This window comes from Agromyces mariniharenae, from assembly GCF_008122505.1.
GTDB classification, from domain to species: domain Bacteria; phylum Actinomycetota; class Actinomycetes; order Actinomycetales; family Microbacteriaceae; genus Agromyces; species Agromyces mariniharenae.
On record NZ_VSSB01000002.1, the window covers coordinates 429773 to 451391 of the forward strand.

Sequence of the window (21619 nt, forward strand, 5' to 3'; positions counted from 1 at the left end):
ACCAGAACAGGAATCGAATGACCACGGAATCGACCCCCGTGCCTTCGCCCGCCCCCGTGCCGCCCGGCGCGCCAGTGGAGATCACCGGCGCCGAGGCGGTCGTCCGCTCGCTCGAGATGCTCGGCATCACCGACGTCTTCGGGCTGCCGGGCGGTGCGATCCTCCCCGTCTACGACCCGCTGCTCGACAGCCGCAAGCTCCGCCACATCCTCGTCCGGCACGAGCAGGGCGCCGGCCACGCGGCCGAGGGCTACGCCTCGTCGTCGGGCAGGATCGGCGTCGCGATCGCGACGTCGGGCCCCGGCGCGACGAACCTCGTCACCGCCATCGCCGACGCGCACATGGACTCCGTGCCGCTGCTCGCGATCACCGGCCAGGTGTTCTCGAACCTCATGGGCACGGATGCCTTCCAGGAGGCCGACATCGTCGGCATCACGATGCCCGTCACCAAGCACTCCTTCCTCGTGAAGCGCGCCGAGGACATCCCCGCGACCATCGCGGCGGCGTACCACATCGCGACGACCGGACGCCCCGGTCCCGTGCTCGTCGACATCACGAAGGACGCGCAGCAGCAGCTCGCGCCCTTCCGCTGGCCGCCGAAGGTCGAGCTGCCCGGCTACCGCCCGATCACCAAGGCGCACGGCAAGCAGGTCGCCGCGGCGGCGCAGCTCCTCGCCGAGTCGAAGCGCCCCGTGCTCTACGTGGGCGGCGGCGTCATCCGCTCGGAGGCGTCGGCCGAGCTACTCGAGCTCGCCGAGACCACCAAGGCACCCGTCGTGACGACGCTCATGGCGCGCGGCGCGTTCCCCGACTCGCACGACCAGCACCTCGGCATGCCCGGCATGCACGGCACCGTTCCGGCCGTGCTCGCCCTGCAGGAGGCCGACCTGCTCGTCGCGCTCGGTGCTCGCTTCGACGATCGGGTGACCGGCAAGGCGGCGCTCTTCGCCCCCAACGCCAAGATCGTGCACGTCGACATCGACCCCGCCGAGATCTCGAAGATCCGCACGGCCGACGTGCCGATCGTGGGCGACCTCAAGGAGGTCCTCGTCGACCTCACCGCCGCCTACCGCGACGCCACCGCGGCGAGCGAGCCCGACCTCGACGAGTGGTGGGCCACGCTCAACGGGCTCCGCTCGGAGTTCCCGCTCGGCTACGTCCCGACCTCCGACGGCCTGCTCTCGCCGCAGTTCGTGATCCAGCGCATCGGCGAGCTCACCGGCCCCGAGGGCGTCTACGCCGCCGGCGTGGGCCAGCATCAGATGTGGGCGGCGCAGTTCATCAAGTACGAGCGTCCGAACTCGTGGCTGAACTCGGGCGGCGCCGGCACCATGGGCTACGCGGTCCCCGCTGCCATGGGCGCCAAGGTCGCCCAGCCCGACCGGGTCGTGTGGGCGATCGACGGCGACGGCTGCTTCCAGATGACGAACCAGGAGCTCGCGACCTGCACCCTGAACGACATCCCGATCAAGGTCGCGGTCATCAACAACTCCTCGCTCGGCATGGTGCGCCAGTGGCAGACGCTGTTCTACGACGGCCGCTACTCGAACACCGACCTGAACACGGGCCACGACACCGTGCGCGTGCCCGACTTCGTGACGCTCGCCGAGGCCTACGGCGCGCTCGGCATCCGGGTCACGAAGGAGGAGGAGGTGGACGCGGCCATCAAGCTCGCGCTCGAGACGAACGACCGCCCCGTCGTCATCGACTTCGTCGTCTCGGCCGACGCCATGGTGTGGCCGATGGTGCCGCAGGGCGTGTCGAACAGCTACGTGCAGTACGCCCGCGACCACTCGCCGGCGTTCAGCGAGGAGGAGGACTGATCATGTCGACCCACGTGCTCTCCCTCCTCGTCGAGGACAAGCCCGGCCTGCTGACCCGCGTCGCGGGGCTCTTCGCGCGACGCGGCTTCAACATCGAGTCCCTCGCGGTGGGCCACTCCGAGATCGACGGGCTCTCCCGCATCACGGTCGTGGTCGACGTCGAGGAGCTGCCCCTCGAGCAGGTGACCAAGCAGCTGAACAAGCTCATCAACGTCATCAAGATCGTGGAGCTCGACCCGGCGCAGTCGGTGCAGCGCGAGCACCTGCTCATCAAGGTGCGCGTCGACAACGCGACCCGCTCGCAGGTGCTCGAGGCGGTGAACCTCTTCCGCGCCCGCGTCGTCGACGTGTCGACCGACGCACTGGTGATCGAGGTCACCGGCGACTCCGGCAAGACCACCGCGTTCCTCAAGGTGCTCGAGCCCTACGGCATCAAGGAGATCGCCCAGTCGGGCCTCCTCGCGATCGGCCGCGGCGGCAAGTCCATCACCGAGCGCGTCTTCAAGAACTGACACGACGGATGCCGCGGCGAGGCGCCGCGGCATCCGCCACCTGAACCCATCACAAGGAGAAATGAACAGCATGGCTGAGATCTACTACGACAAGGACGCCGACCTCTCGCTCATCCAGGCGAAGAAGGTCGCCGTCATCGGCTACGGCTCGCAGGGCCACGCGCACGCGCAGAACCTCCGCGACTCGGGCGTCCAGGTCGTCATCGGCCTCAAGGACGACTCGAAGTCGAAGCCCAAGGCCGAGGAGGCGGGCTTCGAGGTGAAGAGCGTCGCGGATGCCGCGGCCTGGGCCGACGTCGTCGTCATCCTCGCTCCCGACCAGTTCCAGCGCCACATCTACGCCGAGTCGGTGAAGGACCAGCTCGCCGCGGGCGACACCCTCGTCTTCGGCCACGGCTTCAACGTGCGCTTCGGCTACATCCAGGCGCCCGAGGGCGTCGACGTGATCCTCGTGGCGCCGAAGGCGCCGGGTCACACGGTGCGTCGCGAGTTCGTCGCCGGTCGCGGCATCCCCGACATCATCGCGGTCGAGCAGGATGCCTCGGGCACCGCGTGGGACCTCGCGAAGTCGTACGCCAAGGCCATCGGCGGCACCCGCGCCGGCGTCATCAAGACGACCTTCACCGAGGAGACCGAGACCGACCTGTTCGGCGAGCAGTCCGTGCTCTGCGGCGGCGTGTCGCAGCTCGTGCAGTACGGGTTCGAGACCCTCACCGAGGCCGGCTACCAGCCCGAGATCGCCTACTTCGAGGTGCTCCACGAGCTCAAGCTGATCGTCGACCTCATGTGGGAGGGCGGCATCTCCAAGCAGCGCTGGTCGGTCTCCGACACGGCCGAGTACGGCGACTACGTCTCGGGCCCGCGCGTCATCGACCCGCGCGTCAAGGAGAACATGCAGGCGGTGCTCGCCGACATCCAGTCGGGTGCGTTCGCCAAGCGCTTCATCGACGACCAGGACAACGGCGCCAAGGAGTTCCTCGAGCTCCGCGCGAAGGGCGAGGGGCACCCCATCGAGACCACCGGTCGCGAGCTCCGCAAGCTCTTCTCGTGGACCCAGGTCGACGAGGACGACTACGTGGACGGCGAGGTCGCTCGCTGACGCGAGCGGACCTGCCGCCCTCTCCGTCAACGGTGCTCATGCCGCGCCGCCCTTCGGCCGGCGCTGACGGCGAGGTCGCTCGCTGACGCGAGCGGACCTGCCGCCCTCTCCGTCAACGGTGCTCATGCCGCGCCGCCCTTCGGCCGGCGCTGACGGCGAGGTCGCTCGCTGACGCGAGCGGACCTGCCGCCCTCTCCGTCAACGGTGCTCATGCCGCGCCGCCCTTCGGCCGGCGCTGACGGCGAGGTCGCTCGCTGACGCGAGCGGACCGGCTCGACTGAGTTCACCCGCACGGCGGGGTCGGCTTCGGCCGGCCCCGCCGTCGGTGTCGAGGGACCCTCACCTCATGCGCGAATGAGCAGGCCCGACCCCCTTGTCAGGGGGGTTCGCGGCGTGATCGCATGTGGTCCCATGACCCGAACTCCACACACCCACCCTGAACCCACTCCACGCTGGTGTTCCTGCGCCGCACCCGACGACGAGGTCGAGACGACGACGTCCGGCCTCTCCCGGCGCAACCTGCTGGTCGGCGCCTCCGCGGCCGGCGTCCTGGCGGCCGCCGGCTGGCCGGGAGCCGCCCAGGCCGCGCCCGGCGATGACTCCGTGACCATCACGATCATGGGCACGTCCGACCTGCACGCCAACGCCGTGAACTGGGACTACTACAAGGACGCCGCCTACAGCGACAGCGCCGGCAACGCCATCGGCCTCGCTCGCGTGTCGAGCGTCGTGAACCACGTCCGTGCCGAGCGCGGGCGGGAGCACACGCTGCTCTTCGACGCCGGCGACACCATCCAGGGATCGCCGCTGGGGTTCTACTACGCGCTGGTCGACCCGGTGACCGAATCGGGTGCCGTGCACCCGATCGCGGCGCAGATGAACGCGATCGGCTACGACGCCGTCGCGCTCGGCAACCACGAGTTCAACTACGGCCTCGACTTCCTCGACTACTGGATCGACCAGATGGACGCCGACGTGCTCGCCGCGAACGCCGTGCACGCCGGCACGAAGGTGCCCGCCTACACCCCGTACGTGATCAAGACGATGAAGGTGCCGGGTCGCCCGCCGATCCGCGTCGGCGTGCTCGGCCTCACCAACCCAGGCGTCGTGATCTGGGACAAGGCCAACGTCAGCGGAAGGATCGAGGTGCAGGACCTCGTCGAGACCGCAGCGCGTTGGGTGCCCGTCATGCGCCGCGCCGGCGCCCACGTCGTGGTCGTGAGCGCCCACTCGGGCGACAACGGCCGCTCGTCGTACACCGGCGACCTCCCGGTCGAGAACGCGGCCGCGCTCGTGGCCGAGCAGGTGCCCGGCATCGACGCGATCCTGTTCGGCCACGCGCACGTCGACGTGCCGCAGCGGATCGTGAAGAACCTCGCGACCGGCCGCGACGTGGTGCTCAGCGAGCCGAAGAACTGGGGCCAGCGCCTCAGCGTCTTCGACCTGACCGTCGAGTACGCGAAGGGCAAGTGGTCGGTCACGTCGGGTTCGTCGACCACGGTGAACACGAACGCCGTCGTCGACGATCCGGCTCTCGTCGCCGTGGTGCGCGCCCAGCACGACGCCGTGGTGAGCTACGTCAACACGCCCGTGGCGGTGTCGACCGAGGCGATGTCGGCGGCGGAGGCGTGCTGGAAGGACACGGCGATCCTCGACTACGTCAATGCCGTGCAGACGGCGACCGTCGCGGCCGCCGTGGCGGGCACGCCCGAGGCGGCGCTTCCGATCGTGTCGATCGCGGCGCCCTTCAACCGTGCGGCGACCTTCCCGGCCGGACAGGTGACCATCAAGGACGTCGCGGGGTTGTACATCTACGACAACACCCTCCTCGCCTCGATCCTCACCGGCGCCGAGATCAAGGACTACCTCGAGTACTCGGCGAAGTACTTCGCCGTGGTGGCGCCCGATGCCCCGGTCGCACCGGCGACGTGGACGAATGCGGGGAACACGCCCGATTACAACTACGACCAGTTCTCGGGCGTCGAGTACGGCGTGGACATCTCGCAGCCGGTCGGCTCGCGCATCGTCGGCCTCTCGTTCGAGGGCGCTCCGGTCGCGGCCGACCAGCAGTTCCTCGTCGCCGTCAACAATTACCGGCAGTCGGGCGGCGGCGGGTTCCCGCACATCCAGGGTGCGCCGGTCGTCTACAACGCCCAGGTCGCGATCCGCGAGGCCATCGTCTCGTACGCGTCGGCGGCGGGCGCGATCGATCCGGCGGACTTCCACGTCGAGAACTGGCAGCTCGTGCGGAACGGAACACCCGTGTTCTGACCCTTCCGACGGGGACCGCCGACGGCGGGGTCGGCTTCGGCCGGCTCCGCCGTCCGCATACCGTCGAATGGGTGCATACCTCGCGCATACCTCCCGGGAGACGGCCGCATACCGCGGCATCCGATGGTGGAGGCATGAACACCACCACCGCATTCACCCGCCTCACCGCCGCCGCGGCCGCCGCCGCTCTCGCGGTGACCGTCGTCGGATCCGCCAGCGCCGCGAGCGCCGCCGAGGCCGACTCCCGCGCCGGCCAGATCGTCCGGCCCATCACCACGCCCGCCATGCATCGCGAGCTCGTGCGCGAGTCTGCGCTCCGCTACGTGAACGAGCTCGAGGTCCGTGCGCACATGGCGCAGGGGACCGCCACGAAGACGGTTGCAATGCACAGCGAGCTCGTGCGCGAGTCCGCGCTCCGCTACGTGAACGAGCTCGAGGTCCGTGCCCACATGGCGGAGGACGAGGTCGTCGAGACGACCGCCGCTGCGCCCGTCCACGACGACCTGAGCCCCCTCGACGGTCGTTGACCCACCCCGGTCGCGGCGATCGCGACCACCACCAACACCCCGGCGGGGTCGGCTCAGGCCGGCCCCGCCTTCGCATGCGCGCGTGATCAGTCGAACCCGCAGGTGCTCTGCGGATCGCCCAGGTCCCCGAGGTACGTGCTCCACTCGTCCTCGGTGAGGTCCCGGCCGGCGAGCTGGCAGGCGAACCCGAACTGGTGCTCGGGGTCGAGGTCCCAGAGCATGACGCCGCCAGGCATCGACACGGCCATCTCGCGGCCGTCAGGGCGGAGCACGGCCACGCCGACCGTACGCCCGTCGGTGCGGAGGGGGTCGCCGATCCGGGTGCCCGAGGGTGTGTCGTAGAGCAGCGCCGTGCCATCGGCCGCCATGACGAGCAGCATCCGTGCGTCGCGGCTCAGCGACGGCGCCTGGAGTCCTCCCGCGGCACCGGCGATGGTCCCCACCCTCGCGATCGGCTCCGTCTCGTAGCGTCCGATGCGGTTGTTCTCGAGGGCGATCAGGTCGCCGTCTTCGAGCAGCACGTGCTCGTCGAACGATGTCGCCTCGTCGTACAGGACTCGATCCTCCCCGCTGTCCACGATCGACAGGCGGAGCCGGAGCTGCTCGCTCGTGAGTCCCTCGGTCGGCGACCGTGAGTACGTGTTCTCCTGGTAGCTGACGGCGATGCGTTCGCCGTCTGGCGAGGCCGAGAGCCACCGGGCCCAGCCATCCACCGGCCAGGAGTCGTCGGCGGCCTCGGCTGTCTCCGGATCGAAGGCCTGGATCCGTCCGTCCGTGCGTATCGCCTGGAGCAGCTCGCCGTCGCCGCTCGGGAAGAACCGCGCCACGTTCCACTTCGACTCGCCGACCTGGTCCCAGGACTCGGTGTCGAGGAATCGGAACTGCCCGGTGTCAGCACTCTCCGCGATGAGGCGCCCATCGGCCCATACGACGTCGGTGACGGGACCCGTGAATCGATACTCGACCTCGCCCGTCGCCGTGTCCTGCACGACGGCGCCCTCGAACGCGGTGCTGGTGACGACGGCCTGCGGGGCGACGACCAGCGCGCTGCCGTCCGTGGAGTACGGACCGACCACCATCTGCCCCGGCGCGAGCATGCGGTGCCCGAGGCCCTCGCCATCGAGCTGCCAGTGCGAGACCAGCGGGTGGCTGCCGCTGATCGCGAGCAGGGTCGCGTCACCGACGACGTCCATCGGCCCGACCTCGCCGTACAGTGGGCCGAGCTCCTCCGCTGGCAGCGGTGCGCCATCGACCAGCGAGTACGCGCTGATCAGCCCGAATCGGCTGCCGCAGTATGCGCGCTGCAACTCCTCCGCCACGGCGAGCCAGTTGCACGGGGCAAGGTATGGCCGGGCGATGTCGGTGGACCATCGCACTTGGCCATCATCGGGGTCGAAGGCGACCAGGTGCCGGTCGCCGGAAGCCACGACGAGCCCCGAGGGCGCGACGGCCATGGCGACGTGCGCCGAGCTCTCGGGCATGATCAGGCTGCCGGTGATGCTCGCCGAGCTCGCGTCGATCACGTCCACTCGGTCATCGAGACGCCCGACGAGCAGCCGGTTCCGGTCGTCGAACACGATCGCTGCAGCGAACGTCTCGCGGTCGAGGTCGACGGTCGTCTCACCGCCGACCGTGGACATGCTCCCGTCCGCGGTTGCCAGGAGCGTGACAGCCCCGTGACGCGAGTCCGCGATCGCGATGATCGAACCGTCGGCATCGACCGCGAGCGCGCCCGCCCCGACGGGAATGAGCTCCGGTCCGAAGATGCGCCGTCCGGCTTCGAGGTCGAATGCCACGACCTCCGACTGCGTCGAAGTGCCGTAGGGGGCGGGCCCGGCCAGCTGGGTGCGTACCGACCAGATGACGGCGGCCACGCGTCCGTCGGCACTCACCTCGACGAGTGGTGCCGGTTTCGGCGGGCCGGGCACGTACCCCAGGTCGAGCTCGCGGACCACGTCGCCCGTCTCGGCGTCGCGGACGGCGGCCTCGCCAGCGGTGTTCACCACCACGACCTGGCCGGTGCCCGGGACCACGCTCCCGTACGTGTTCCCGTCGTCGGCCAGGATCGTGTTCCCGAGGAACCCGCCGGCGCCCTGCAGCACGCCCATGAGTCCGGAGCGCGTGCGCGGATCGTCGGGCCAGCGCCGGTAGGCCTCCGCGGCGAGCAGCGCGGACACGTCGCGCTCCGACGATCGCAGCGCGAGCGCCGTGCCGACGAGGGCCTCGATCGCGGCGCTGTCGCGCTGCGCGCTCGCCTCCTGCGACGAGCCGACGGCGACCGATCCGGCGCCGACGAGCAGGACGATGAGACCCGCGGCGACGCCGAGCAGCACGCGCAGACGCCGGTTCTGGCGGCGGTCCCGGACTGCGCGCTCGGCGAGCTGCTCCTGCTCGGCCGTCGCGCGGGCGGCCGAGGCGTCGAGGAAGGCCGACTCGACGTCGGTCAGGTCCGCCGGCGAGGCGTCGCGCCACTCGAGCGCGGCCTGCAGTCGCACGCCCCGGTAGAGGTCGTCGTCGGGGCGGTCGGCGGCGTTCCACGCCTCGGCCGCGGCGGCGACGGCCGTGAGCATGCGCGTGCTCTCGGCGTCCTCCTCGAGCCAGGACTGCAGCCGTGGCCACGCGGTCGCGAGCGACTCGTGGGCCACCTCGACCGATTCGGCCTCGGTGCTCACGAGCCGCGAGCGGGCGAGCATCGTCAGCACCTCGTCGCGCGCGGCATCCGTTCGCAGCGGCTTCGACGACACCCGGCGACGCACCGGGCTGCCGTCGGGGGCGAGGGCCATGAGCCGGAGCAGGAGGGAGCGGCACACCGCCCGCTGGTCGGCGCTCATCGACTGGTAGAGGCGGTCGGCGGACTGGGCGATCGCGCCCGAGATGCCACCGGATGCCTCGTATCCGGCGACCGTCATCGTCGCGCCCTCCCGCCGGAGCCAGGTCTCGACGAGGGCATGCGAGAGGTGGGGAAGCGCGCCGGTCTCGCCCGCGGCATCCCGCAGGATGACCTCGACCAGGCCGGGTTCGAGCCGGAGTCCGGCCCGTCTCGCCGGCTGTTCGATGGCTGCGCGGAGGGCATCGGGCGTCATCGGCCCGAGCAGGTGCACGCGCTCCGCGACGAGCGGCGCGAGGTCGGGGTGCGCAGCGCAGTCGTCGAGGAAGTCCGAACGCACGACGAGGATGACCGTCGTCTCGATCACGACGGCGTCGAAGATGGCTCGCGCGGCGGCGTCCACGTCGGCCTCACCGGCGTGGAAGACCTCCTCGAACTGGTCGATGACGACGACATCAGCGCGACGCGCGCCCATGGCGGCGTCGCGAATGCGGATGTCGAGGTCGCGCTCGGGCGTGAGGATCGCGACCCGGTCGCCGCGTCGTTGCAGGGCGGGCACGATGCCGGCCCGGACGAGCGACGACTTGCCGCTGCCCGAGGCGCCCGACACGGCGAGGAAGCTCGAGCGTGCGAGACGGGCGAGGGCCGCGGCGATGTCGGCCTCGCGACCGAAGAACTCGTCCTCGTCGTCGACGCCGAACGGCTGCAGGCCGCGGTACGGACACGCTGCACTCGGCGCCGACGGGGCCGTCTCGAGGTCGAGCGCGTCGTCGTGACGGAGGATCCCGAGCTCGAGCTGGGTCAGTTCGGCGCCTGGCTCGGCGCCGAGCTCGTCCGCCAGTCGCTCCCGGGCCGTCCGGATGGCAGCGAGCGCGTCTGCCTGGCGACCGCTCCGATAGAGGGCGGTGGCGAGGAGCACCCAGCGGCGCTCCCTGAGCGGCGCCTCCCGCACGAGCTGCTCGCCGTCGCCGATAGCGGCCGCATGCGCGCCCGTGCGGAGCCGGCCGTCGAGACGCACCTCCTCGAGCTCCATCCGCACCTCGTCGAGCCGCTCCGATTCGACGATCGCCGGGGGCCACGATGCGAGGTCGGAATAGGGGGCTCCGCGCCAGAGCGCGAGGGCCCGATCGGCGGCGTCGACGGCACGCGCGGGGTCGTCGTCGAGGTGCTCCCGCGCGGATGCCGCGAGGCGCTCGAAACGCTCGACGTCGACGCTCTCGGGGTCGATCCGCAGCACGTACGCACCTGGTGCGGTCTCGATCGCGTGATGCCCGATCGCGTTGCGCACGCGGCCGACCGACGCCTGCAGCTGCTTCGGCCACGTGCCAGGGAGCTCGTCGCCCCAGAGCGCCTCGGCGAGCTCATCCGTCGTCACCTGTCGACCGGCCCGAAGCACCAGTGCCGACAGCACGGTCCGCTCCCGCGGACTGAGCGAGACCCCCTCGACGGTGAGGGGGCCGAAGACTCCCACGCCCATGCTCCGCATTGTTCGCCGTCCGACGGCGCCCGTCAACGACGAACGCATACCGTGCATACCGGTTGCATACCGATCCGGGGTCGGTCGCATACCCCGTCGGTGGAGCGTGGGAGGCATGAACACCGCAACCGCTTCGCTCCGACTCGTCGTCGCGGCATCCGTGGTCGCATTCGCCACGTGCCTCGCGGGATGCGCGGCGCCCTCACCGACCGCAGGGTCGCGCGCCCTTCTGCTCCCACCGCACGTCGACGCGGCGATGCACGACGCGCTCGTGCACCAGGCAGCCGACCGCTACGTGATCGAGCTGCTCGTCCGCGCACGCCTGGCCGACGAGGCGGTGGCATCGCGGGGTCGGGTCATCACCCGCGTGCACGGGCGCTGAGTCGAGCGCGTTCAGGCGGGCGCGTTCCCCCAGAACGGCCCGACGAGCCCGACGCTCGCGAAGTACGCGTGGGCCTCCTTCGGCTCGCGGCGCTGGTAGGGCGTGTCGAGCCGGCCGGCGTACCAGCCCGATGCGAGCCGCCACAGCGTCGCGAGGTCGAACACCGCGCCGCGCTCGTTGCCGGTCTCGGCGAGCCACCGATCCAGGCACGCCTCGTCGCAGAAGATCCGCTGGTGCTCGCACGTGTGGATGACGTCGTCCCACACGTGCGCCATCGGCGTGAGGAAATGAGCGATCTGCGTCCCCTCGGGCGGGCCCTCGCGCGTCACCGTCCACGAGTGCGCGGTACCGCACGCCGGGCAGGTCGTCGCGACGAGCGCCGACGGCTCGCCGGGCACGAGGTTCGGGATCGCGAACCCGTCCCAGGCGCACCCGCCCCACCACAGGGTGTGGTCGCCCATGACCGAGAACGCGAAGTTGCGGGTCGCGAACGGGTGGGCGAGCACGATCTGGTGGTCGTCGTCGAACACCAAGTGGCGGGATGCCGCGAGCTCCTCCATCGCCTCGGCGAGCTCGGCTGCGGTGAACCCGGTCTCCTCGACGAGCTCGGCCTCCGTCGGCAGTCGGCCGGTGCCGGCGAGGCTCGAGTAGATCGCCAGGCGCACGGTCTCGTTGCGGTCGGTCATGACACGAGTGTGCTCCCCATCGGCGGCACGGGCCAGTGCAGGCCGCGGCGGGCCGTCGCTCGATAGGGTGACGAGGTGCCACGAATCCTCCCCGTCGAGATCGCCGTCCAGGATGCCGCGGGGGTCCGCATCGCACTTCGCGAGGGCGCCGCGCGCGTCGAGCTGTGCCAGGCGCTCGGCCTCGGCGGGCTCACGCCGTCGACGGGGCTCGTCGAGTCCGCGGTCGAGATGGCGCGTGCGGCATCCGCTCTCGGATACGTGCATGTGCTGGTCCGCCCCCGCGGCGGAGGGTTCGTGTACGACGCCGACGAGGTCGACGTGACCATCCGCGACATCCGATCCATGCGTTCGCTCGGAGCCGACGGCGTCGTCGTGGGCGCGTTGACGGACGCCGGCGAGTTGGATCTCGACCTGCTGCGCCGGTTCGTCGACGCGGCCGAGGGCATCGACGTCACGGTGCACCGGGCGGTGGATGCCGCGGCCGACCCGCTTTCCGCGGTGACCTCGCTCGCGGGGCTGCCGGTGCGCCGCGTGCTCACGTCGGGTGGCGCGGCCGACTGCCGTGCCGGACGAGGGACCCTCGCGCGCATGGCGGCGGAGCTCGGAGGAGCCGTGGAGCTCATGGCCGGCGGCGGCGTCGTCGTCGACGACATCGTGGCGCTCGCCGAGGCGGGGGTCGACGCCGTGCACCTGTCGGCACGCAGCCGCGTGGATCGGGGCGGCCCGAGCGGCCCGGGCGGTGGCGAGGTCGGCTACGACACGACGGATGCCGCGATCGTCCGCGCGGCGGTCGACGCTGCCGCTGCGACGGCGCGATGACGGCGACCGATCAGCCGCCGTCCGTCGAGGATGCCGGGGCGAAGCGGCCGGAGGAGGCGCCCGAGCATCGCATCCTGCGCGCGGCGGCGCAGCTCGCCGGCACTGCCATCCTCGCGGGCTCGATCGCGACGCTGGTCGGATCCGTGCTCGCATTCGCTTTCCCCGTGCTGTTCCTGTTCGTGCTCCCGTGGCCGTTCCTGCCGCTGGCGGCAGCGTCGGGAGGGATCGCCGGGGGAGCCGGCCTCGCCGTCGGCCGAGCCCTCGGATGGAGGGTGACGGTCGAGCGCGTGGTCGTCCCGGCGGCGGCCGGGGTCGCCTCGTTCCCGGTGCTGCTCGCCGTCTCCGGGATCACCTGGGGAGTCCCGCCCTGGCTCTGGGTCGCCTGGATCGTGGCCGCGGTCGCGGCGGCGATGTACGGGCACCGTCGCACGCTGCGGCATCCGCTCGACGAATGGCGACCGGTGCTCGTGCGCCTGCTCGTCGGCGCCGGACTCACGGTCGGCATCTCCGCGTTCTTCCTGCTTCCGTCCGCGCAGTGGCTCGGCGGCGCGGTGCCCACCTTCCTCGCGCTCGGGGGAGTGCTCCTGCTCAGCGGGATCCTCGTCTCGCTCGGACCGTTCCCGAGCCGTACCTCCGCGGCGCTGGCTTGGGCCGGGTTCACGCTGCTCGTCGCCTCGGTCCTCGCGGTGATGGTCGGCGTGACGCTCCAGTCGCGGCTCGCGGCAATCGAGGTCGGGCCGCCGCCCCCGCCGACGGTCTGGGCAGGCGACCCGGCCGACTTCGATCCGACGAGCGACCGCCCGCGCGATCCCAGCGTGATCGACGTGCCGCCACCCACCCTCGATGTGGGCCGGGCGCAGTTCGCCGCGCTCGCCGCGGCCACCCTCGAGGCGGCCGGCCCCGAGGCCCGCTGGCGCGACGAGCCGGGCGTCGTCGTGCGCGAGGTCGACTGCGGCGACGGCCGCACCGCGCTGCGCATCGATGCGGAGTTCGCGATGGGGGAGATCACCGACGTCACGACCGACGAACAGGACCGCGCGGTGACCGAGGCGAACCTCGCGGCGGCCGACCGCATCGTGCTCGCCTGGTCGGCGGCCGGGCTCGGCACGCCCGAGGTGCTGCACGGCGAGCCGATCCTCGGCGGCGCCGCGATGTCGGCGGTCGACTTCGCGAAGGTCGACTTCGCGTTCGGCGTGGCGCAGCCGCGCATCGAAGGCCGGTGCCTGCCGAACGGCTAGGTAGACAGCTAGAGCCTGTTGCTTCGGCAGGCTGTTCTAGCTTCGCGCGAGCCGGAGCGCCTTCTCGGTGAAGTAGCTCACTTCGCCGTCGTCATCCTCGACGCCGAAGACGAACTTGCCCGACGGAGTGGCCCGGACATCGACGATCGCGCCGCGTCCGCGCGGAGTGAGGACGTCGGCTCCTGGCGTGATGATGGATTCGCTCATACGCCTGATCATGCGAGCGCCAGGTCGCGCTCCGCGTCCCCCGTGCGACGGAGATGTCGCTGCCGAAGCCGCGGGTGGAGCGGTACGGCGCGAGCTCGCCGAGGTGCGCACGGACGCGGAGCATCCGGCTCGCTAGTCTGGTCGCATGAGCCCGGATCCCGACGACGACGCGCTGCGCTGGGAGGGCGACGACGACCCCACGCTCGCCCCCGGGTGGAAGGTCGTCGGCAACCCGACCGGCTCCCAGTCGGCGGATGCCGCGGCATCCGATCGGGTCGCCGAGCCGAACGGCGCCACCGCGGTCGACCACGTCGACGGCGACGAGCGAGACGGGCAGGCCGCGACGGCCGTCGAAGCCGACCAAGCGGATGCCGCGACGCAGCCCGGCTCGGCCGAGCTCGTGCTGCTCGGCGTGCTCGGCGGCGTGTACCTCCTCTACTCCGTCGGCTGGCTCCTCTGGGCGATCTCGGCGGCTCCCGATCTCGGCGACCCCGTCGCGCAGTTCATGTACGGACTCGGTCGCTGGCTCGCCGTGCTGGCGCCCGCGCTGTGGTTCGGCACGACGCTCTGGCTGGCGTCCGAGCGCCGCCGCGCACGGCTGCTCTGGCTCATCGTCGGCGCGATCGTCCTCGTCCCCGTCCCGTTCCTGCTGCGAGGTTGAGATGACCGAGGCATCCGTTCCCGCCGACGCCGGTGCCGCGGCATCCGCCGACGACGCGGCCGCACCGCGATTGGCGACCCCGCTCTGGCTGGCCGTCACGATCGCCGTGCTGTTCGGCGTGCTCTACGCCTACGACGTGTGGGAGGCCGTCGGCAACCTCGTCGGCCTCAACCTGCAGGCGGGGTCGCTCGGCATCGCGCTCTCGGGCCTCGGCCTCACGCTGCTGATCTTCGCGCTCGTGCTGCCGTTCCTGGTGTTCGGCGTCGCGTTCTGGCTCGGCCGCCGCCGCGGGCCCCTGCAGCAGGTCGTGCTGTTCCTCGCCGGCTACGCGGCCGTGCAGGCGCTCACGTTCGGGCTCACCGACCTCTTCTTCCAGGTCGGCGGCCTCGACCTCGGCTGACGGTCGTGCCTGTGACGGCCAGGTCGTCACAGAACGGATGCCGCATGCGCCCTCCAGTAGAGTGAGCGGGTAGCGCCCCCACGGCGTGTGGCGCATCCCCACCCGCACATCAGAGCGCCGCGTGCGCGCTTCGCCCCGAAGGAATCGTTCGTGTCAAAGCCGGTCGTGCTGATCGCCGAAGAACTCTCGCCCGCCACCGTCGACGCCCTCGGGCCCGACTTCGAGATCCGCAACGTCGACGGCACCGATCGTCCGGCGCTGCTCGAGGCGATCGCCGACGCGAACGCCATACTGGTGCGGTCGGCGACGAAGGTCGACGCCGAGGCGATCGCGGCCGCGCCCAAGCTCCAGGTCATCGCCCGCGCCGGAGTCGGCCTCGACAACGTAGACATCAAGTCCGCCACGACCGCGGGTGTCATGGTCGTGAACGCGCCGACCTCGAACATCATCTCGGCGGCTGAGCTCACGGTCGGCCACATCCTGAGCCTCGCCCGCCACATCCCGGCGGCGCACTCCGCGCTGGCGCAGGGGGAGTGGAAGCGGTCGCACTACACCGGCGTCGAGCTCTACGAGAAGACCATCGGCATCATCGGCCTCGGCCGTATCGGCGCGCTCATCGCCGCGCGCCTGCAGGCCTTCGGCACCGAGGTCATCGCGTACGACCCCTACATCACGGCGGCCCGCGCGCAGCAGCTCGGGGTGCAGACCGTGAGCCTCGACGAGCTCCTCGAGCGCAGCGACTTCATCACCATCCACATGCCGAAGACGCCCGAGACGACCGGCATGATCGGCACCGAGCAGCTCGCGAAGATGAAGCCGACCGCCTACGTCGTCAACGTCGCCCGTGGCGGCCTCATCGACGAGGACGCGCTCTACGACGCGCTCGCCGCACGCACGATCGCCGGCGCGGGCCTCGACGTCTTCGTCTCCGAGCCGCCGCGCGAGTCGCCGCTGCTCGCGCTGCCGAACGTCATCGTGACGCCGCACCTCGGCGCGTCGACCGACGAGGCGCAGGAGAAGGCCGGCGTCTCGGTCGCGAAGTCGGTGCGCCTCGCGCTCGCCGGCGAACTCGTGCCCGACGCGGTCAACGTGGCCGGCGGCGTCATCGACCCGTACGTGCGGCCCGGCATCCCGCTCGTCGAGAAGCTCGGCCAGCTCTTCGCCGGCCTCGCCGACACCGCGATCACGAGCCTCGACGTCGAGGTGCACGGCGAGCTCGTCGACTACGACGTGAGCGTCTTCAAGCTCGCCGCCCTCAAGGGCGTCTTCACGAATGTCGTGAGCGAGAGCGTCTCGTACGTGAACGCCCCGCTCCTCGCCGAGCACCGCGGCATCGACGTGCGCCTCATCGTCGACGCGGACTCGCCCGAGTACCGGAACGTCATCACGCTCGCCGGAGCGCTGGCCGACGGCCGCCAGATCTCGGTCTCGGGCACGCTGACCGGCACGAAGCAGATCGAGAAGCTCGTGGGCGTCAACGGCTACGAGATCGAGGTGCCGATCGCGACGACCCACATCGTGATGCAGTACACCGACCGTCCCGGCATCGTGGCGATCTACGGCCGCGAGTTCGGCGAGGCCGGCATCAACATCGCGGGCATGCAGATCGCGCGCCGCGAGGCCGGCGGCCAGGCGCTGAGCGTCCTCACGGTGGACTCACCGGTGCCGACCGAGGTGCTCGACCGGGTGCGCGAGGCGATCGACGCCGACGTGCTCGTCGAGATCGACATCACCGAGGAGTAATCGGGCGCGCACCCGGCTCAGCTCGTCGGCGGCTCGGCTGCGAGCCGCTCGAGCATGGCCACGAGCGCGTCCATCTCGCTCGCGGGCGGCGCGTCGACGCCCGTCTCGGCGTCGTCGCCGTGCAGCGCCGAGTCGTAGTACAGGCCGTCGCCGATGAGGGTGATCGCGAGCGCCACGGTCGGGTCGGCCACGTGCGCCCGCACCGCGCCCATCCAGCGTTCGCGGACCGAGCGGATCATGCGCACGGCCGACGGATGCCCCGCCTGCGCCAGTCGCGCCGCCGCCACGCCCGCCCGCTCGAGCGCCGTGTCGTGCGACACCGACGAGCGCACGAAGTACGCGACCGCGCCCTCGGGCGCCTCGGCCATGACCTGGAGATCGGCGTCGACGAGCGCGGAGAACCGCGCGAGCACGCCGTCGACCAGTGCCTCCCGGTTGGGGAAGTGGTAGAGCAGACCGCCCTTCGAGACGCCGGCGGCGCGGGCCGCGGCGTCGAGGGTGGCGGCGCGCTCGCCGTCCTCCACGAGGAGGCGCTCGAACGCGTCGAGCACGGCGTCGCGTGCGGCAGGAGGGCGGCTCATGTGCTCGATGCTAGCGAGACGTGAGCGGGCGGCATCCGTGCATGATCTGATACTATACCGGCTGGACGGTAAAGTAATGGAACCCGAGATGACGAACACCACGGAACGCACGATCACGCCCATCGACCGCGCGACGGATGCCGCCGCGCGCATCGATCCCGGCCGGTCGACGCGCGCGCCGCGGCGCGCCTGGTTGGCGCTCGCGGTGCTCATGCTGCCGGTGCTGCTCGTCTCGGTCGACAACACCGTGCTGAGCTTCGCGCTGCCGGCGATCTCCGCCGACCTCGCGCCCACGGCCGCGCAGCAGCTCTGGATCATCGACGCGTACCCGCTCGTGCTCGCGGGCCTGCTCGTGGCGATGGGCAGCGCCGGCGACCGCTACGGACGCCGCCGGATGCTGCTCATCGGCTCGACCGGGTTCGCGCTCGTCTCGATCGGCGCCGCGTTCGCGCCCACAGCCGAGGCGCTCATCGTCGCACGTGCCGCGCTCGGGTTCTTCGGCGCCATGCTCATGCCCTCGACGCTCTCGCTGCTGCGCGCCGTCTTCACCGAACGCGAGCAGCGCCGCCTGGCGATCGCGATCTGGGCGTCGGGCTTCGCCGCGGGCAGCGCGATGGGTCCGCTGGTCGGCGGGCTGCTGCTCGAGCACTTCCACTGGGGCTCGGTGTTCCTCCTCGCCGTGCCCGTGCTGGTGCCGCTGCTCGTGTTCGTGCCGATGCTCATCCCCGAGAGCCGCGACCCTGCGCCGGGCCGGATCGACCTCGTGAGCACCGTGCTGTCGCTCGCGGCGATGGGCCCCATCGTGTACGGCATCAAGTCGCTCGCGACCGAGGGCATGCACGGCTTCGGCGTGCAGGCGATCGCGCTCGGAGTGTCCTGCGCGCTCTGGTTCGTGCGGCGCCAGCTGCGCAGCGAGACGCCCATGCTCGACGTGCGCCTCTTCCGCCAGGGTTCGTTCGGCGGCGCCGTCGTCGTGAACCTGTTCAGCGTCATCGCGCTCGTCGGGTTCCTCTACTTCGTGTCGCAGCACCTGCAACTCATCGCGGGACTCAGTCCCGTCGAGGCCGGACTCGCGCTGCTGCCGGGCCTCGTCGCGATGATCGCCGCCGGCCTCCTGGTCGTGCCGGTCGCGCGTCGGGTGCGCCCGCGCGTGCTCGTCCCGGTCGCGCTCGGCCTGTCGGCGTCGGGATACCTCGTGATCGCGCTGTTCGCCGGATCCGGCTCGATCGGCCCGATCGTCCTCGCGTTCGTGCTCCTCGGCGTGGGCATCGGCGCGGCCGAGACCGTCTCGAACGAGCTCATCCTCTCGAGCGCGCCGCCCGCGAAGGCCGGTGCCGCGTCCGCCGTCTCCGAGACCGCCTACGAGCTCGGCGCGGTGCTCGGCACGGCGATCCTCGGCAGCATCCTGGCGGTGCAGTTCCGCGCGGGCCTCGTGCTCCCGTCGGTGCTCACCGACCAGCAGGCGGATGCCGCGCGCGAGACGCTCGCGGGCGCGATGACGGTCGCCGACGGGCTGCCCGGCCCGATCGGCACGCAGCTCGCGGCATCCGCTGCCCACGCCTTCGACGCCGGCGTCGTCGTGACGTCGCTCATCGGCGTCGCGCTGATGGCGGCGGCGGCCGTCGTGGCGGCGATCGCCCTGCGGAACCCGAAGGCCCCGCGCGCCTGAGCGGGCGGGGCGCGATCGCGGCCCGAACGACGAACGGCCGCCGCCCCTCCCGGGCGGCGGCCGTGTCGTGACGTGCGGTCAGAGCGTCGTCGGGTCCTCGGGAGCCGAGTGCTCGTTGCGGGTCACGCGGCTGCCGGTCGCCGGGTCCACGCTCGTCTGCGACGTGGAGATCGAACGGCGACGGCGGGCGAGGAGGACGATGCCCAGGATGATCACGATCGCTCCGGCGATCATGAGGATGTAGCCGACCAACTGGAGGTTGACCCAGTCGACGGTCAGGTTCAGCGCGAATGCGAGGATCGCGCCGATGACGAAGAGCACGATGCCGAGACCGAGACTCATGTGGGGGTTCCTCTTTCTCTCCGGCGGCTCGGGTGCCGCGCTTCGATGAGGTGGATACCTCGTCCTGAGGCCCACTGTAGCCATCAGCCAGTCCGACGGACACTACGCTGGGAGGGCTGGCGCACGAAGGAGAATCCATGGTAGGTACGGTCAGGCTCGCAGTCATTCCGGGCGATGGAATCGGCCCAGAGGTCGTCGCCGAGGCGCTCAGGGCGCTCGATGCGGCGGTCGCCGGCACCGAGATCGCCTTCGAGCAGACGCCGTTCTCCCTGGGGGCCGCGCGCTACCTCGAGACGGGCGACGTCCTGACCGACGACGACCTCGCCGCGATCAAGGATCACGACGCGATCCTGCTCGGCGCGGTCGGCGGCGTGCCCGGCGATCCGCGCCTCGTGGGCGCCAACATCGAGCGAGGACTGCTGCTGAAGCTCCGCTTCGAGCTCGACCACTACGTGAACCTGCGTCCGTCGGTGCTGCACCCCGGCGTCGCGAGCCCGCTGGCCGATCCGGGCGATGTCGACTTCGTCGTCGTGCGCGAGGGCACCGAGGGGCCCTACGTGGGCAACGGCGGCGCGATCCGCGTGGGCACGCCCGCCGAGGTCGCGAACGAGGTGTCCGTCAACACCGCCTACGGGGTGGAGCGGGTCGTGCGCTACGCGTTCGCCGCGGCATCCGCGCGCCCGCGCAAGAAGCTGACGCTCGTGCACAAGACCAACGTGCTCGTCTTCGCCGGGTCGCTGTGGAAGCGCACGGTCGACGCCGTCGCCGTCGAGTACCCCGACGTCTCGGTGGATTACCTGCACGTCGACGCTGCGACGATCTTCCTCGTCACGGATCCTGCTAGATTCGACGTCATCGTCACGGACAACCTCTTCGGCGACATCCTCACCGATCTGGCCGGCGCGATCAGCGGCGGCATCGGACTGGCGGCCTCGGGCAACATCAACCCCGACGGCCGGTTCCCGAGCATGTTCGAGCCCGTACACGGCTCCGCACCCGACATCGCCGGGAAGGGCATCGCCGACCCCACCGCCGCGATCCTCTCCGTCGCCCTGCTGCTCGACCACCTCGGTCACCGCGAGCAGGCGGCGAAGGTGCAGCGGGCGGTCGCCGCAGACATCGCCGAGCGCGGCGACGCACGACGTTCGACCTCCGAGGTCGGCGACGCGATCGTCGCTCGCATCGGCGCACACGAGTAACCAGCGCATCCGAAGGACGAAGCACATGACCATCAACCTCCCGCTCCAGGCACCCTCCGCGGCAGGGCTCACCTGGGCCGTCACCCGCAACGACGCGGCGAAGACCGACGCCGAGCGCGACGCGATCCTCGCCGACCCGGGTTTCGGCAACCACTTCACCGACCACATGGTCGACCTCTGCTGGTCGGAGAAGGGCGGCTGGCACCGTCCGCGCGTCTCGCCGTACGGCCCGATCCAGCTCGAGCCGTCGGCCGCGGTGCTGCACTACGCGCAGGAGATCTTCGAGGGCCTCAAGGCGTACCGGCACGCCGACGGGTCGATCTGGTCGTTCCGCCCCTACGAGAACGCGGCGCGCCTGCAGCGCTCGGCCGCCCGCCTCGCGCTGCCCGAGCTGCCGAGCGAGTACTTCATCGAGTCGCTCAAGCAGATCATCGCGGTCGACGGCGCCTGGGTGCCCACCGCCCCCGAGACGAGCCTCTACCTGCGCCCGTTCATGTTCGCCAAGGAGGCCTTCCTCGGCGTGCGGCCCGCCAAGAAGGTGGCGTACTACCTCATCGCGAGCCCGGCGGGCGCCTACTTCCACGGCGGCGTGCAGCCCGTGTCGATCTGGCTCTCCACGCGCTACGCCCGCGCGGGCAAGGGCGGCACCGGTGCGGCGAAGACGGGCGGCAACTACGCGTCGAGCCTGCTGCCGCAGGCCGAGGCGGCCCAGCACGGATGCCAGCAGGTGCTGTTCCTCGACGAAGGGAAGTACCTCGAGGAGCTCGGCGGCATGAACGTGGTGCTCGTCTACCGCGACGGCACGGTCGTGACCCCCGAGTCGGACTCGATCCTCGAGGGCATCACGCGCGACTCGGTGCTCCAGCTCGCGAAGGACCGCGGCCACGTGGTGGAGAGCCGCAAGGTGACCATCGACGAGTGGCGCGAGGGCGCGGCATCCGGCGACATCGTGGGCGCGTTCGCGTGCGGCACGGCCGCCGTCATCACCCCCATCGGCCGCCTGCTCGCCGAGGACTTCGAGATCGTGCACAACGGCCCGGGCGCGACCGAGCTCGCCATGTCGCTGCGCGAGGAGCTCACCGGCATCCAGTACGGGCGCGTCGAGGACCGCCACGGCTGGATGACGCGGCTCGACGCCTGACGCGCGCACGACGCG

At 71.3% G+C, this 21619-nt stretch carries 19 protein-coding genes; 14 read left to right on the top strand and 5 right to left on the bottom strand.

Annotated features, from left to right (window positions below):
* The first annotated feature begins 17 nt into the window (after positions 1–17).
* The 5 genes from FYC51_RS15325 (at position 18) to FYC51_RS15345 (ending at position 6232) form a co-directional block, all read left to right on the top strand.
* Complete coding sequence (locus tag FYC51_RS15325; protein ID WP_148734656.1) at positions 18–1823, top strand: acetolactate synthase large subunit; 1806 nt, start codon at positions 18–20, stop codon at positions 1821–1823.
* A gap of 2 nt (positions 1824–1825) precedes the next feature.
* Positions 1826–2335 (top strand): acetolactate synthase small subunit, encoded by a 510-nt coding sequence (gene ilvN, locus FYC51_RS15330; protein WP_148734657.1) that lies wholly within the window; start codon positions 1826–1828, stop codon positions 2333–2335.
* Positions 2336–2405: 70 nt separating this feature from the next.
* On the top strand, positions 2406–3434 hold the full coding sequence (gene ilvC / locus FYC51_RS15335) for a ketol-acid reductoisomerase (protein WP_148734658.1): 1029 nt from the start codon (positions 2406–2408) through the stop codon (positions 3432–3434).
* Between the two features lie 411 nt (positions 3435–3845).
* On the top strand, positions 3846–5705 hold the full coding sequence (locus FYC51_RS15340; protein ID WP_148734659.1) for a 5'-nucleotidase C-terminal domain-containing protein: 1860 nt from the start codon (positions 3846–3848) through the stop codon (positions 5703–5705).
* A 134-nt stretch (positions 5706–5839) separates the two neighbouring features.
* Positions 5840–6232, top strand: coding sequence for a hypothetical protein (locus tag FYC51_RS15345; protein WP_148734660.1), 393 nt, complete (start codon positions 5840–5842; stop codon positions 6230–6232).
* 86 nt (positions 6233–6318) lie between these two features.
* On the opposite strand, the gene FYC51_RS15350 is transcribed toward FYC51_RS15345, so the two are convergent.
* Positions 6319–10536 carry an nSTAND1 domain-containing NTPase gene (locus tag FYC51_RS15350; RefSeq protein WP_187432690.1) on the bottom strand — a complete coding sequence of 1406 codons (4218 nt, stop codon included), beginning with the start codon at positions 10534–10536 and terminating at the stop codon, positions 6319–6321.
* A gap of 115 nt (positions 10537–10651) precedes the next feature.
* Here FYC51_RS15350 and FYC51_RS15355 point away from each other — a divergent pair, with 115 nt between their 5' ends.
* A complete protein-coding gene (locus tag FYC51_RS15355; protein ID WP_148734662.1) occupies positions 10652–10918 on the top strand; it encodes a hypothetical protein in 267 nt (88 codons plus the stop codon).
* An 11-nt stretch (positions 10919–10929) separates the two neighbouring features.
* On the opposite strand, the gene merB is transcribed toward FYC51_RS15355, so the two are convergent.
* Positions 10930–11604, bottom strand: a complete 675-nt coding sequence (gene merB / locus FYC51_RS15360; protein ID WP_148734663.1) for an organomercurial lyase — start codon at positions 11602–11604, stop codon at positions 10930–10932.
* Between the two features lie 75 nt (positions 11605–11679).
* Here merB and FYC51_RS15365 point away from each other — a divergent pair, with 75 nt between their 5' ends.
* Positions 11680–12423 (top strand): copper homeostasis protein CutC, encoded by a 744-nt coding sequence (locus FYC51_RS15365; protein WP_222863295.1) that lies wholly within the window; start codon positions 11680–11682, stop codon positions 12421–12423.
* Positions 12420–13661: a hypothetical protein gene (locus tag FYC51_RS15370; RefSeq protein ID WP_148734664.1), complete on the top strand. Its 1242-nt coding sequence runs from the start codon at positions 12420–12422 to the stop codon at positions 13659–13661. Before FYC51_RS15365 ends, FYC51_RS15370 begins: the two co-directional genes overlap by 4 nt.
* 36 nt (positions 13662–13697) lie before the next feature.
* On the opposite strand, the gene FYC51_RS19350 is transcribed toward FYC51_RS15370, so the two are convergent.
* A complete protein-coding gene (locus tag FYC51_RS19350) occupies positions 13698–13868 on the bottom strand; it encodes a hypothetical protein (protein WP_187432691.1) in 171 nt (56 codons plus the stop codon).
* A 145-nt stretch (positions 13869–14013) separates the two neighbouring features.
* Between FYC51_RS19350 and FYC51_RS15375 the strand changes: the two genes are divergently transcribed.
* The 3 genes from FYC51_RS15375 to serA all read left to right on the top strand — a co-directional run bounded on the left by FYC51_RS15375 (position 14014) and on the right by serA (position 16672).
* Positions 14014–14529, top strand: a complete 516-nt coding sequence (locus tag FYC51_RS15375; RefSeq protein WP_148734665.1) for a hypothetical protein — start codon at positions 14014–14016, stop codon at positions 14527–14529.
* 1 nt (position 14530) lies between these two features.
* Complete coding sequence (locus FYC51_RS15380; RefSeq protein ID WP_148734666.1) at positions 14531–14929, top strand: hypothetical protein; 399 nt, start codon at positions 14531–14533, stop codon at positions 14927–14929.
* 150 nt (positions 14930–15079) lie between these two features.
* On the top strand, positions 15080–16672 hold the full coding sequence (gene serA / locus FYC51_RS15385; protein ID WP_148734667.1) for a phosphoglycerate dehydrogenase: 1593 nt from the start codon (positions 15080–15082) through the stop codon (positions 16670–16672).
* A gap of 17 nt (positions 16673–16689) precedes the next feature.
* Here serA and FYC51_RS15390 read toward each other — a convergent pair whose 3' ends face one another.
* Positions 16690–17253 (bottom strand): TetR/AcrR family transcriptional regulator, encoded by a 564-nt coding sequence (locus tag FYC51_RS15390; RefSeq protein WP_148734668.1) that lies wholly within the window; start codon positions 17251–17253, stop codon positions 16690–16692.
* Between the two features lie 88 nt (positions 17254–17341).
* Here FYC51_RS15390 and FYC51_RS15395 point away from each other — a divergent pair, with 88 nt between their 5' ends.
* Positions 17342–18922: an MFS transporter gene (locus tag FYC51_RS15395; RefSeq protein WP_148734669.1), complete on the top strand. Its 1581-nt coding sequence runs from the start codon at positions 17342–17344 to the stop codon at positions 18920–18922.
* A 78-nt stretch (positions 18923–19000) separates the two neighbouring features.
* Here the strand turns inward: FYC51_RS15395 and FYC51_RS15400 are convergent, their stop codons facing one another.
* Complete coding sequence (locus FYC51_RS15400) at positions 19001–19264, bottom strand: DUF6458 family protein (RefSeq protein ID WP_148734670.1); 264 nt, start codon at positions 19262–19264, stop codon at positions 19001–19003.
* Positions 19265–19401: 137 nt separating this feature from the next.
* Between FYC51_RS15400 and FYC51_RS15405 the strand changes: the two genes are divergently transcribed.
* Both FYC51_RS15405 and FYC51_RS15410 read left to right on the top strand, forming a co-directional pair.
* Positions 19402–20463, top strand: a complete 1062-nt coding sequence (locus tag FYC51_RS15405) for a 3-isopropylmalate dehydrogenase (protein WP_148734671.1) — start codon at positions 19402–19404, stop codon at positions 20461–20463.
* Positions 20464–20488: 25 nt separating this feature from the next.
* Entirely contained in the window at positions 20489–21604 is a 1116-nt protein-coding gene (locus FYC51_RS15410; RefSeq protein ID WP_148734672.1) for a branched-chain amino acid aminotransferase, read from the top strand.
* Positions 21605–21619: the final 15 nt, after the last annotated feature.